Raw genomic sequence first — 13,477 nt, 5'->3', positions numbered from 1 at the left:
TCTAAAAATTATTTTTCAACGGGCTCATTTCTAAATACCACCACATTGTCAAATACATCTACCAAAACTGGATGTTGAGCATTTACCTCTCCACTTAAGATTTTTTTACTCAATTCATTTACTATAGTTCTTTGAATAACTCTTTTCAAAGGACGAGCGCCAAATTGAGCATCGTAACCATGTTCGGCTAAGTAATCTGAAACATAATCTGAGAATTCCAATTGAATGCCATTTTTTGCAACCATTTTTTTCAAAGAATTCAATTGAATTTTGATAATTCTCTTGATTTCTTTTTTCATCAAAGGATGGAAGACAATGATTTCATCAATTCTATTCAAAAATTCAGGACGCATGGTTTGTTTCAACAAATCCATCGCTTGTTTTTTTGCTTTTTCTTCTGCTAATTCGGGATTGTCAGGATTTGTTTCAAAAGCTTCTTGAATCAATCCGCTACCCAAATTGGATGTCATGATGATGATTGTATTTTTAAAATTAACCGTACGGCCTTTATTATCGGTCAATCTACCATCATCCAAAACTTGCAATAATGTATTGAAAACATCTGGATGCGCTTTTTCGATTTCATCAAAAAGAACAACACTATATGGTTTGCGACGAACAGCTTCTGTTAATTGACCACCTTCTTCATAACCGATATATCCGGGAGGCGCTCCGATCAAACGAGAAACAGATTCTTTTTCCATGTATTCACTCATGTCAATACGTGTCATCATGCTTTCATCGTCAAATAGGAACTCGGCAAGTGCTTTTGCTAATTCCGTCTTACCAACTCCTGTCGTTCCTAAGAATATAAACGAACCGATGGGTTTATTTGGATCGCTCAATCCTGCACGACTACGACGAATTGCATCTGCCACTGCCGTAATTGCTTCTTCTTGACCGACAACTCTTTCGTGCAAATTATCTTCTAAATGCAAAAGTTTTTCTTTTTCACTTTGCATCATTCGACTTACAGGAATCCCGGTTGCTCGTGCCACAGTTTCCGCAATATCTTCAGAATCAACTTCTTCTTTCAAAAGACGTTTGTCGCTCGAATCGTGTAACTGTTTCGTAAGTTCGGCTACAAGTTCTTCTTGTTGCTTTACTTTTCCATATCTAATCTCCGCAACTTTACCATAATCTCCTTCGCGTTCTGCCTTGTCAGCAGCTATTTTGAGATTTTCGATTTCGGATTTAGCATTTTGAACCTTATCAACTAATTCCTTTTCTTGTTGCCATTTAGCTTTGTAGGTATCTCTTTCAGTCATTAATACCCCCAAGTTGCTGTTCAATTCTTTCAATTTAGCTTCATCGTTTTCACGTTTGATCGCTTCTCTTTCGATTTCTAATTGACGAATTTTTCTTTCCAATTCATCCAATTCTTCTGGCATGGAGTTCATTTCCAAACGTAATTTGGCTGCGCTCTCATCCATTAAATCAATGGCTTTGTCAGGTAAAAAACGATCAGAAATGTATCTATTGGAAAGTTCGACTGCTGCAATTACGGCTTCGTCTTTGATACGAACGTGATGATGTGCTTCATATTTATCCTTGATACCTCTCAAAATGGAAATAGCATCTTCTACACTTGGCTCGTCCACAATTACTTTTTGGAAACGACGTTCGAGGGCTTTGTCTTTTTCAAAATATTTTTGATATTCTGCTAAAGTTGTTGCTCCGATAGCTCTCAACTCACCACGAGCCAATGCTGGTTTCAAAATATTAGCAGCATCCATAGCACCTTCGCCACCACCAGCGCCAACAAGTGTGTGTATTTCATCAATGAAAAGTATGATTTCTCCATTGCTTTCTGCAACTTCTTTAACCACACCTTTTAATCTTTCTTCAAATTCACCTTTGTATTTTGCGCCAGCGATTAACTGACCCATATCCAAAGCGTAAATGATTTTAGATTTTAAGTTTTCAGGTACATCACCATTGACAATACGCATCGCCAAACCTTCCACAATCGCGGTCTTGCCAACACCTGGTTCGCCTACAAGGATTGGGTTATTTTTGGAACGACGTGTCAATATATGTAACGTACGACGGATCTCTTCATCTCTTCCTATTACTGGATCCAACTTGCCAGAACGAGCTAAATCGTTAAGGTTTTTGGAATATTTTTTTAGAGAATTATATTGTTGATCTCCACTTTGAGAATTGACAGTAGAACCCTTACGCAAATCCTTAATAGCCGTAGCTAGACCATTTTTAGTCAAACCTGCATCTTTCAAAATATTTGCTGATATATCTTTCCCATCTACCAGTGCCAATAATAAATGTTCAATACTTACAAATTCATCGCCAAAAGTTTTAGCCTCTGCATCCACTTTTAATAAAGCATTATTCAAATCACGGCTTATGGTCTGTGCAGGTTCCGTGCCACTGGAAACTTTAGGTAATTTTGCCAATGCCTCATCCACTTTTGAAATTACAAAAGGTAAATTGACATTATTTTTCTTTACCAAAAACTCAATTGGACTGTCTTTATCATCCAACAAAGCCTTCAATACATGCAAAGTCTCAATATTAGGATTTTGCCCATTGAAAGCCAATTGTTGAGCCGCTTGAATGGTCTCTTGAGCTTTGATGGTATAATTATTTAGATTCATATATATCGTATTTAGATATTGTTTTTATTTAAGAATTGCTTTATGAAATCAAAAAGTATACATATTCAACATTATTCCTTAAAAATGTCCAAATGTCATTTTAAGATGAAATTAACTGTCTAAATGTCTGATTTTTAATTCTTTGAATGTCATTTTGACCTTACCATTTTTCCTCATCTGAATTTTTTTGGCTGAATTGTTGCGTATAATATTCGAAATTTTTGTTTTTCTCGATTTGCCTCGCGATTAATTGGTTGGCAATAATAAGGGAGGGATTAATTTCAGGTGATTCATTAAGTAAAGATTTTAATTTATTTTCGGAAATGTCCATTTTGTATAGTATTTGAACAAGTTCAGGGAAATTATGTTGGATTAAAAAGTCAATTTTTTCAATAAGAAATTGTTTGGCTTTTTGAAAGTCTTTTTCAGAGGAGATTAGGTCTGAAGTGAAAAGTTTGCCTAGTTGATTTTGCCACATAATTGAATAATCTGATTTAAGTCAAATTTTATGACAAAATATTTAAATGAAAAATATTATTTCAGTTATCTATTATAACTTAACTCATTGTAATTTTGTGCCATGGCAAGAATTAAAACAGCAAAAGACGAGAGTCGTAAAGATGTAATACTTACGGCTGCTGCGGAATTATTTAGAGAAAGAGGTTACAAGGCCACCAGTATGAGAGATTTAGCAGAGAAAGTGGGAATAGAAGCTGCTAGCCTGTATAATCATATAGATTCCAAACAAGAGCTACTGGTAGACATTTGTTTTACAATTACCTCTAATTATAGTGAGTTTATGACATCTGTAGAACAGATGAAAGAGACAACACAATTGCAAAAAATTGAAACTATATTAAGATTTCAAATAAAGGAAATGGTAGATAATTTTAATAATAATTATGTTGCCAATAGGGAATGGATGCATTTGGATGATTCAGAACAAAATAATTTCAGAGAACAAAGACATCAATATCGTAAAAGATTTAATCAGATTATCACTAAAGGTATTGAATTGGGAGAAATTAAAGAAAGTATAAATGTGCCTGCAACAGTATGGTTGTTGTTAAATGCTACTTATGGTATTGAATCTTGGCATAGATCACGTGTACAAGTACCTCCTTCTGCATTGGAGGATAATATGATTACAATTTTGATTAGCGGATTGAAAAAATAATGATTATCTAACACTATAAAATTTTGAATCTATGAAAAAGCAAATAATTGCAATGAGTTTTTTAGTTTTAACTATGATGTCGCTATCTGGTTGTCAAGTAGTTGGTACTATATTTAAAGCTGGTATGTGGTGGGGTATCATCATGGTGGTTATTGTTATCGTTGCTATTATATGGCTTATTTCAAAATTTTCGGGTAAGAAGTAATATTATTGTAATTTTTATATAAAAGGGATTGCTAGACTAGGCAATCCTTTTTTTGTTTTCGATTTTAAATAAACTACAAACATTTTGAGCACCCAAAGCAAATGCCATAAAAATAATGGGATCTATAGGCAGTAAATATCGTGGATTGGAAACAGGACCTGTAATGAATATATTGTAACATAAAAAGAATATCATGTAAAGTCCACTCGTAGACAAAATTCTTTGTCTGCTTACATATATACCAATGCAGATGAATGGCCATTTTAATATCTGGAACAGCGTTACCGGTATAAAATAAATTAAGATTAATTTTCCGGTGGCGCTTTTTTCTTTTATAATTTCATCTAAATAATTTTCTAAATAATTTTTACAAACGGTTAAGATGCCTTTATTGTAGTAGGAATTGATTATATTATTTTGATTGTTTTGTATAGATCCGATGGGGTTGAAAAAAATAAAGTCTGTTTTCCCTGAAGAAAATAAAGCTTTTATGCTGCATATTATGTGAAATTTGGCATAATCTGGTCCGTTGATAAATATCTCATGTTTTGCAACGTTACCTAAATAAGCGCTTCTACTGGGAAAGTCATGGTATTGCAAGGCTTTTTGTTGAATACTATCATCCCAATTAATTCCCTTTTCTCCACCCAAGGTTGCATTTTTAAACATTGTAATATTAAAATCAACTAGATTTATGTTCTCAATTGATGAAAAGTGGGCGTAATCCGTTCGGTATTTATTAAAAAAAAATGATCCAGTGCATAATAAGACTGGAATTATTGCATATAATCTCAATTGAAATGAAAAGTTCCGACAACAAATAAAAAATAGAAGATTACAAATTGTAAAAGGGAAAAAAATAGGGCGAATAAACGGTAATATCCCAATTATAATCTGCAAACTTATGAAGCATTTCTTATTTGAGATGTTTAGTAATAAAATAAGAATGATGCTGCTACACAACATAGTGAGCGTTTCAGACATAATAAGATGGTAAAAATAGATAGATGCAGGCGTTAGAGCTATTGCTAATGCTAGCCATAATGGATGGGTTCCTCCAATTTTTTCAAAAAATAATATCATTAAGTATGCACAAACGACTGCAATTAGGTGTTGTATAATGATAATTAAGATTAAATTTTTTTGTCCTCCTAAAATCATAAGGAAGAGAGGATAGATAAATGGTCGCTTGGTTAGACTTACTGCATGATTAAACTCTATATCTCTCTTAAAATATACCCCGGTTTTAATTAGGTTAGCCGTTTCTATATAACTATATGAGTCTCTGCTTTGATCATTAATAGACTCATTTAAAGTATTTGATTCTATACGTATTATCAGTGCTATCGTATATAATACTGCAATTAAGATCAATGTATAGTAAGATTGTTTATTTTGCAGTTTAAAAAAGAACAGTTTTGATTTGAATTGATGCATTTAGTTTTTAATTTGGGGTGTTTTATGGTTTTGGTTATAGTGCTTTTATTCTAATTTTAATAGATATAACTCATCTTTATCTAAGGAATACAACCACACAAATGCAAATGGTTTGTACTTCAACAAAATAAATTATTATGTCTAATTTATGATCAGTATTTTAAATATAAAAAGCATTTAAATATACAAACTGATTATTAAATTTTTAGAGTCTTTTTTAATGAATGATATTCTTTTTTTGTAGATTCTCCACTTCGTCATTGGGAATGAATGAAAAATTATCTAATCTCCTTTGTATTTATATATTTGGTGCTTTTTTCCTATTTATCCAGAACTCAAATCCAAGAGCCGTAGCACAAAAAATGTAAAAGTCAATAGGTATTAAATATCTAGGACTTGCTACTGGGCCAGTTATTAAAAAATTAAAGCCAATAAAACATATTGTAAAGATCGTAGGATAATTCCAATTAAACTTCTTTGCTTTATAAAATATAATCAAAAAATACGATATAAAAAACAACTTTCCTATTTGAAAAACAAATGCAACAATAATGTAAATGTTAGCGATTAGAAAGCCTTTAGATGGTGAATTTATCGTATCTGTAAGTAGCCAACCTAAACTTTTGGATATGGAATAGAAAAAACCTTTTTCATTGAATGCTTTAACTACGCCACTATGTGAAGGTACCTCTTTTTTAAAAAATAAAAATACATCATATCTTGACGGATCAACTATGGCTTTAAAGCAACAAGCAATATGGAAAATGGTATATTTAGTTAAGTTTTTTTTGATTTCGGTTCTACATATATTCGAAATATATTTATTCTGTTCGGAATAGGTTGTGTATTTCTTTGATTCTAATAGTATAGAATCTGTCCAATTATCTCCACTCACATTTCCTAACTCAAATTCTTTAAATGATTTTAAATTGTACTGTAAAAGGTTAATGTTTTCAATGGATGTAAAATGATAGTATCCTGTCCTATATTCATTATATTTCATATAGCCCATTGTTACAAAAAAAGGAATAACTGAAAGTATTTTCAAATAGCCTTTTGTACCTTTTAAAAAAAATAATGTGATAAAAATATTCAGTATTGTAAAAGGAAAAAATATAGGTCTGATTAATGGTAAAATACTGACAATTAATTGAATAATTAAATATCGATAGTTTGTTATTCCTCTTAGACAGAAAAGTGCAATTATTATTATTAAAGGAATAATCAATATTTCAGACATGATTATCTGCATGAAAATTATATAGGACGGTGTTAATATAGCACAGACTAAGAGCAATGAAGGTGCGTTTCCTTTTAATTTTTCGTAATATAAAATTATCAAATAAAAAGAAACTATCCCTATGAGAGATTGTATAAATAATATGAAATAAACATGGTTGTGACCTCCTAATAAACTAATAAAAAGTGGATATATCGGTGGGCGTCTAGTTAATTCAATTGCTGAGATTGGGTTTTTATTTGGAATAAAATATTTGCCCGAATTAATCCAATCAGACGCTAATAAATAGCCATAGGAGTCTCCTATTCCATAACTATCAAGATATTCGGTCGTATTCGTAAGTAGTCTTATGGAGAAAAAAAAGAATATTATAAAAATTGAAAAAATAAATGCTTGTTTTGACTTCTTATGCTCAAGTTTATAGTATTGTAAGCTCATATTTTCAGTAAACGTAAATTTCTCACCTTATATTTTGAAATAAGTTAAGAGTTTCTGCGTTTGATAGAATGTGCATCTTAAGAAAGCCCTGATACTTGGTGGTGGTCCTGCTGGATTGACTGCTGCTTCTGAATTGAGTAAAAGCTCTAATATTCAACCTATCATTATAGAGAAAAGTAATGAATGGGGAGGTTTGTCTCGTACAATTAATTATAAAGGAAATAGAATTGATATAGGAGGGCATCGTTTTTTTTCCAAATCTGATCGCGTAATGGATTGGTGGAAAGCCCAAATGATTCCGTCATCGGATGCAACTTTTATAGAGGATACAGATGATGTATTGATGATATGTCATCGCCTGTCTCGCATTTATTTTAAGAAAAGATTTTTTGATTATCCGATTACTGTTAGTAAAAAGACTATTTTCAATTTAGGATATGGCAATTCGATACTAATTGGTTTTAGTTATCTTAAAAGTGTTTTATTTCCAATAAAGAAAGAACGGAATTTAGAAGATTTTTTTATTAATCGCTTTGGTCAGCGATTGTATCGTACTTTTTTTAAAAGTTATACAGAGAAAGTTTGGGGCGTATCTTGTCAAGATATAAATGCAGATTGGGGTGTCCAACGTATAAAAGAATTGTCCATATCTAAAACGATTGCACATTTTTTTAAAAAAAATAGGCAAAACTTGGGTTCTGATATTAGTCAAAAAGATGTAGAGACTTCGCTTATTGAATACTTTTATTATCCTAAGTATGGACCTGGACAAATGTGGGAATTGGTGGCTCAGCAGTTAGATGAGCGCAATGTTCTGTTGCAGAGGAATACTGAGATAGTTAAAATGAATGTCAATGGCAATAAAATTAAATCGGTTATTATACGAAAAGATAATCGGGAGGCGCTGATTACTGCGGATTATTTTATCTCGACTATTCCTGTTACTCATTTAATCAAAAGCCTTGGTAATCAGGTTCCTGATCATATTAAAAATATTGCCGCATCTTTAAAATTTAGAGATTTTATAACCATTGGAGTCTTGTTGGATAAATCAAGTTTGCAATCGTTAAAAGATAATTGGATTTATATACAAGAGCCATATGTAAAAGTTGGTCGGATTCAGATTTTTAATAATTGGAGTCCGTATATGGTGAAAGATCCTGAAAATACGTTGTGGGTCGGTTTGGAATATTTTTGCAACGAAGGTGATGAATTATGGAATATGTCTGAAGATGCATTGAAAAAGTTGGCGTGTGAGGAGTTGCTTGCATTGGCATTTATAAATAGCCCGTCTAATGTATTGGATAGTGTCGTTATAAAAGTGCCTAAAGCATATCCTGCTTATTTTGGTTCGTACAATCAATTTTCTGAAATAAGAGCATATCTCGATCAATTTGAAAATTTATTTATGATTGGTAGGAATGGTATGCATCGTTATAATAATCAAGATCATTCTATGTTAGCTGCATTTGAAGCTGTATCTAAAATAATCAAACAAGATAAGGATAAAAGGTCCATATGGGAAGTAAATACCGAAAGTGTATATAACGAAAGTTAACCAATTTTTTATTGTTAGAAATATAACATTTTCTTCATTTCAGATACATAAAAATCTCAAAAAATAATCATCGATTTTATCCACATAGGGGGATAATATCCACAAGGTATTTTTAACATTAAAATGCATCTTTGTATTCGGACCACTTGAATATTTACACATTTTTTTTGGTCATTTTTCATTAACTTATTGAAAACGAAAAAGATACATTTATATGAAAAAAATAATCAAATTCGAAAAGAAAGATTGCGCTCCTTGTAATATGGTTTCTGAGTATTTAGATAGAAAAGGTGTGGATTACGAAAAAATTAATGCTTTTGATCAACCAGAGGTCGCCGCTAAATTTCGCGTAAGATCTTTGCCTACTGTAATTGTATTAGAAAAAGATGAAGAAGTTGGACGCATCATCGGATTTAAACCAGATGAATTAAACCGTTTGGTTGAGGCTGTATAGCATTTAATTGAATGCAAAAAGGTTGGTAGAAAAAATTATTATTCCATCTCATACATTTTAGAAAAATGAAAAACGTAGTCATAGAAAAAAAATGGATCTTGTTGAACAACGAGATAATGGTAAAGGATAACGATGATTATAGATTAGATAAAGATAAAGAAGCGGTTAGATCCTATTTCTTGGACTATGTAAATAAGAATACGGTATTTTTCTATAATTTAAAGGAAAAGATTGATTATCTTATTGATAATGAATATTATATCAATTTTTACGACTCATATACTTTTGAAGAGATGGAAGAAGTGTATGATTTGATTTATGCACATAAGTTTCGTTTTCCTTCATTTATGAGTGCGTTCAAATTTTTCCAGAGTTATGCTTTGCGTGATGACTCCGGCGAAAAATTTTTGGAAAGATATGAAGATCGTATTGCTGCTATTGCGTTGTATTTGGCTAGAGGTAATAAAGCTCAAGCATTGGAATTTGCTGATTTATTAATCCGTCAAGAATACCAACCAGCAACGCCTACATTTTTAAATGCGGGTAAAAAACGTTCTGGTGAATTGGTTTCTTGCTTTTTGGATGAAGTAGGAGATAACTTGAACGGTATCGGTTATGCAATTGACTCTGCGATGAAATTATCCTCTATTGGTGGTGGCGTATCTTTCAATATGTCCAAACTGCGTGGTCGTAGCGAAGCTATTAAAGGCGTGGATGGCTTGGCAAGTGGAGTACTTCCTGTAATGAAAATCATGGAAGATACATTCTCTTACGCCAATCAATTAGGTCAAAGACCTGGTGCCGGAGCTTCTTATTTGAATATATTTCACAGTGATATAGAAGAGTTTTTGGATTGTAAAAAAATCAACGTAGATGAAAAAGTACGTATCAAGTCTTTGTCTATCGGCGTGATTGTTCCCAATAAATTCATGGAATTAGCAAGTTCGGACGAACCTTGTTATTTGTTTTATCCTCATACTGTTTTCCGCGCTTATGGTCAATATTTGGATGAAATGGATATGACGGTGATGTATGAAGAGTTACTATCCAATCCAAAAGTGCGTAAGAAAAAAATTAATGCGCGTGTATTGTTGGCAAAAATTGCCCAGACGCAAAAAGAAAGTGGATATCCTTATATATTCTATAAAGACAATGCAAATAAACAACATGCATTGAACGGATTGGGACAAATCAAATTTTCCAATTTGTGTACGGAGATTATGCAATTGTCTCAAGTCTCTAATATTGGAAGTTATGGTGAGCAAGATGAAATTAAATATGGTATCTCTTGTAATCTGGGTTCTTTAAACATTGCTACGGTAATGGATAATAAAAGAATTAAAGAATCTGTGAAATCAGCCATGACTGCTTTGTCCATCGTTTCGGATATGACAAGTATCACAATGGTGCCTTCTATCAGAAAAGCAAATGAAGAGTTACATTCAGTTGGGTTGGGTGCGATGAATTTGCACGGATATTTGGCAAAAAACTTCATTATGTATGAAAGTACAGAAGCATTGGATTTCTGTAATGTATTTTTCATGATGGTCAATTACTATTCGATTGAAAGATCTATGGAAATTGCCAAAGAAAAAGGTAAAACTTTCGCTGGATTTGAAAAGTCCGCCTACGCTTCTGGTGAATATTTTGACAAATATGTCAATGACGAATATATACCAACTACAGATAAAGTAAAAGGTCTATTTGCGGGTATTGAAATTCCTACTAAAGAAGATTGGGCAAAATTGAAAGAACAAGTAAAAGAGTACGGTTTGTATAATGCCTATCGTATCGCCATTGCTCCTAATCAATCTACTGGATATATCATGAATGCGACACCATCAGTGATGCCAATTGTAGATATTATCGAAGTGAGAGAGTATGGTGATAGTACGACATATTACCCAATGCCTTATTTGACAAATGATAACTATTTCTTCTATAAGTCCGCATATGAAATGGATCAAACAAAAGTTTTGCGTTTGATTTCTGTTATACAAAGACACGTAGATCAAGGTATTTCAACAATCTTGCATACTAATAGTACAGACTCCACAAGAGATCTAGCTAAATATTATGTGTATGGTCACAAGATGGGATTGAAATCTTTATACTATACGCGTACTAGAAAATCTTCTATCAACGAATGCGTATCTTGCGCAGTATAGTAGGGGGATCGCATTTTGCTTTAAAAATTGTATTATATAAAATTTTGAGAAAAACTTGATGAAATAATTTCATCAAGTTTTTTGTTTAAATAGACTTCTATGAAAATAAGAATTCGACCATTAGGATCTTATATCAATTTTTCGATATTGCCAGCGTTGATTTTAGTGTTAGTGATGTTGGGCGTTTCTATGTTTTTTCGTTCAGATGAAATTATATTACCGGAATTATCCGCACTTTCTGTTGGTTGCTTCGTATATAAAATTCCGCATTGGACAAGTAAGCCATTGGCATTATTTTATATTCCAAGTGGTACTGCCGTCATCGGATTTGTAATCAATATGTTCACTCTCCCCATTTATATAAAATTGATTTTAGTTTTAGTGGCGATGATCGCATTTTTACAAATTATTCGAAATAATCTAGCTCCGGCATTGGCAACTGGATTACTTCCCGTAATAACCGATTGCCGATCTTTTTATTTTATTGGTTCTATTTTGGTATTTACATTTTTGTTATTTCTGATTGTTAAGTTTTTTTATCAAAATGGAGAAAAAGAATTCGAAGAAAAAAAAGGAAAAAATACTTTGATTCTGCCTTATGTAATACTACTGATTGTCTGGATTGTGATTTGCAAAATCATAAATATTCCGGCGATGTTTGCTATTCCTCCTGTTATTGTAGTGGGATTTGAATATGTGCAAAATCCAAGTTATAATATTAGTATGTCTATCAGGCATATTATTGCATTGGCCATTGCTGCGTTCATTGGAACTTGGGGCATTTTTTATTTGCATGATTTCATTTTGGTGGGTATTGTTGATTTTATCGTAGTTACTTTGACTTTGAAATTTTTGAATACAAAATTGCCTCCGGCTTATGCGATGGCAATTTTGCCAATGGTAATTGGTGAACATCTAAATTGGTTATTTCCTATATATGTATTGGTAATGAGTATAGTGCATTTTGCAGTAGTTATTTTCATCAAGAAAAAGCAACTGAATAAACAATTAATTAAGACGAAAGCATAATTTTTTATCCACAATCACCTCATTAATTGGGTAAAAAATGCGAAGAAATATACTCATTTTGTTATGTAACTTTGAATAAATCGATTGAATAATTTTCAAAAAAATTGACATATATGGAGCAAAAAAAATTTAAGGCGGTCAATTGGAATAAGCCTTCCAATGACTACGTAGAGGTATTTTGGCAGCAAAATTTGCGTCAATTTTGGGTGGATACTGAGTATACGCCTTCTAAGGATATAGACGTTTGGCAAGGATTAGGGTTTGAAATGCAGTTGGCATATATGCAAGCATTGGGCGGTTTGACATTGTTGGATACTTTACAAAGTCATGTAGGTATGCCAAAATGTTTGGATCATATCAAAGATTTGCAATGTAAGTCTGTGATGTCTTTTATGTGTATGATGGAATCTATTCATGCAAAGTCATATAGTACCATTTTTACAACGGTCTGTAGTCAAGAGCAAATTGACTATACCTTTAAATTTGTAGAGAATGATAAATATCTACAATTTAAAGCAGCGACTATTGAAAAATATTACAGAGCTACAGATAAACCAGAAATGACTGATCGCGAGTTCTATATGTCATTGGCGGCATCTGTTTTATTAGAATCTTTTTTATTTTATAGTGGTTTCTTTTTACCATTATGGTTAGCTGGTCAAGGTAAGATGGTTGCCAGTGCGGATATTATCAAAAAGATTGTGGCTGATGAATCCATTCATGGTGTATTTGTAGGTTTATTGGCTCAAGAAATTTATAATGAAATGCCTCCTTTGGAGAAGGAAGTTGTGAAAAAGGATTTGTATGAATTGATAGATTTGTTGTATGAAAATGAAATGAAATATACAGATGAAGTGTATACCGATATTGGTTTAACTGCAGATGTAAAAGAATTTATTAAATACAATGGAAACAAAGCATTGGCAAATCTAGGTTTTGAAGAATATTTTGAAGTGAAAGAAGTAAATCAAATTGTATTAAATGGATTGAGTTCCTCAACTAAGACAACACAACACGACTTTTTCTCCAAAAAATCTACCAACTATGAAATGGCAACAGAGGTAGAATATTTAAGGGATGAGGATTTTAATTTGGATACAAGTATTCCAGTTTAAAATTTTTATATATACAAACAATAAATACTAATTTTATAAGC

At 32.1% G+C, this 13,477-nt stretch carries 11 protein-coding genes; 7 read left to right on the top strand and 4 right to left on the bottom strand.

Going from position 1 to position 13,477, the window contains the following annotated elements; genetic code table 11:
- Window positions 1-8: 8 nt before the first annotated feature.
- Both clpB and E0W69_RS11625 read right to left on the bottom strand, forming a co-directional pair.
- Window positions 9-2,615 (bottom strand): ATP-dependent chaperone ClpB, encoded by a 2,607-nt coding sequence (gene clpB, locus E0W69_RS11630; protein WP_131330231.1) that lies wholly within the window; start codon window positions 2,613-2,615, stop codon window positions 9-11.
- 160 nt (window positions 2,616-2,775) lie between these two features.
- Window positions 2,776-3,093, bottom strand: a complete 318-nt coding sequence (locus E0W69_RS11625; RefSeq protein ID WP_131330230.1) for a hypothetical protein — start codon at window positions 3,091-3,093, stop codon at window positions 2,776-2,778.
- 102 nt (window positions 3,094-3,195) lie between these two features.
- Here E0W69_RS11625 and E0W69_RS11620 point away from each other — a divergent pair, with 102 nt between their 5' ends.
- Window positions 3,196-3,792, top strand: a complete 597-nt coding sequence (locus E0W69_RS11620; protein ID WP_131330229.1) for a TetR/AcrR family transcriptional regulator — start codon at window positions 3,196-3,198, stop codon at window positions 3,790-3,792.
- A gap of 31 nt (window positions 3,793-3,823) precedes the next feature.
- On the top strand, window positions 3,824-3,997 hold the full coding sequence (locus E0W69_RS20485; protein WP_191967823.1) for a hypothetical protein: 174 nt from the start codon (window positions 3,824-3,826) through the stop codon (window positions 3,995-3,997).
- Between the two features lie 36 nt (window positions 3,998-4,033).
- On the opposite strand, the gene E0W69_RS11615 is transcribed toward E0W69_RS20485, so the two are convergent.
- Together E0W69_RS11615 and E0W69_RS11610 are read right to left on the bottom strand one after the other, a co-directional pair.
- Window positions 4,034-5,434, bottom strand: coding sequence for a hypothetical protein (locus E0W69_RS11615; RefSeq protein WP_131330228.1), 1,401 nt, complete (start codon window positions 5,432-5,434; stop codon window positions 4,034-4,036).
- A gap of 298 nt (window positions 5,435-5,732) precedes the next feature.
- Complete coding sequence (locus tag E0W69_RS11610; protein ID WP_131330227.1) at window positions 5,733-6,437, bottom strand: hypothetical protein; 705 nt, start codon at window positions 6,435-6,437, stop codon at window positions 5,733-5,735.
- A 745-nt stretch (window positions 6,438-7,182) separates the two neighbouring features.
- On the opposite strand from E0W69_RS11610, the gene E0W69_RS11605 reads away from it, so the two are divergent.
- The 5 genes from E0W69_RS11605 (at window position 7,183) to nrdF (ending at window position 13,436) form a co-directional block, all read left to right on the top strand.
- Window positions 7,183-8,670 carry an NAD(P)/FAD-dependent oxidoreductase gene (locus E0W69_RS11605; protein ID WP_131330226.1) on the top strand — a complete coding sequence of 496 codons (1,488 nt, stop codon included), beginning with the start codon at window positions 7,183-7,185 and terminating at the stop codon, window positions 8,668-8,670.
- A 214-nt stretch (window positions 8,671-8,884) separates the two neighbouring features.
- A complete protein-coding gene (locus E0W69_RS11600) occupies window positions 8,885-9,124 on the top strand; it encodes a thioredoxin family protein (RefSeq protein WP_131330225.1) in 240 nt (79 codons plus the stop codon).
- A gap of 65 nt (window positions 9,125-9,189) precedes the next feature.
- Complete coding sequence (gene nrdE / locus E0W69_RS11595) at window positions 9,190-11,292, top strand: class 1b ribonucleoside-diphosphate reductase subunit alpha (protein ID WP_131330224.1); 2,103 nt, start codon at window positions 9,190-9,192, stop codon at window positions 11,290-11,292.
- A 99-nt stretch (window positions 11,293-11,391) separates the two neighbouring features.
- On the top strand, window positions 11,392-12,321 hold the full coding sequence (locus E0W69_RS11590) for a hypothetical protein (RefSeq protein ID WP_131330223.1): 930 nt from the start codon (window positions 11,392-11,394) through the stop codon (window positions 12,319-12,321).
- A gap of 113 nt (window positions 12,322-12,434) precedes the next feature.
- Window positions 12,435-13,436: a class 1b ribonucleoside-diphosphate reductase subunit beta gene (gene nrdF, locus E0W69_RS11585; RefSeq protein WP_131330222.1), complete on the top strand. Its 1,002-nt coding sequence runs from the start codon at window positions 12,435-12,437 to the stop codon at window positions 13,434-13,436.
- The last annotated feature ends 41 nt before the right edge of the window (window positions 13,437-13,477 follow it).

The sequence above is a fragment of the Rhizosphaericola mali genome (assembly GCF_004337365.2).
In the GTDB taxonomy this organism is placed as follows: domain Bacteria; phylum Bacteroidota; class Bacteroidia; order Chitinophagales; family Chitinophagaceae; genus Rhizosphaericola; species Rhizosphaericola mali.
This window is presented reverse-complemented; position numbering and strand designations above follow the sequence as displayed.

Bases quoted from the DNA above. Each gene is read 5' to 3' on its own strand.
- clpB (WP_131330231.1), bottom strand. From the start codon at position 2,615: ATGAATCTAAATAATTATACCATCAAAGCTCAAGAGACCATTCAAGCG.
- E0W69_RS11625 (WP_131330230.1), bottom strand. From the start codon at position 3,093: ATGTGGCAAAATCAACTAGGCAAACTTTTCACTTCAGACCTAATCTCC.
- E0W69_RS11620 (WP_131330229.1), top strand. From the start codon at position 3,196: ATGGCAAGAATTAAAACAGCAAAAGACGAGAGTCGTAAAGATGTAATA.
- E0W69_RS20485 (WP_191967823.1), top strand. From the start codon at position 3,824: ATGAAAAAGCAAATAATTGCAATGAGTTTTTTAGTTTTAACTATGATG.
- E0W69_RS11615 (WP_131330228.1), bottom strand. From the start codon at position 5,434: ATGCATCAATTCAAATCAAAACTGTTCTTTTTTAAACTGCAAAATAAA.
- E0W69_RS11610 (WP_131330227.1), bottom strand. From the start codon at position 6,437: ATGAAATATAATGAATATAGGACAGGATACTATCATTTTACATCCATT.
- E0W69_RS11600 (WP_131330225.1), top strand. From the start codon at position 8,885: ATGAAAAAAATAATCAAATTCGAAAAGAAAGATTGCGCTCCTTGTAAT.
- nrdE (WP_131330224.1), top strand. From the start codon at position 9,190: ATGAAAAACGTAGTCATAGAAAAAAAATGGATCTTGTTGAACAACGAG.
- E0W69_RS11590 (WP_131330223.1), top strand. From the start codon at position 11,392: ATGAAAATAAGAATTCGACCATTAGGATCTTATATCAATTTTTCGATA.
- nrdF (WP_131330222.1), top strand. From the start codon at position 12,435: ATGGAGCAAAAAAAATTTAAGGCGGTCAATTGGAATAAGCCTTCCAAT.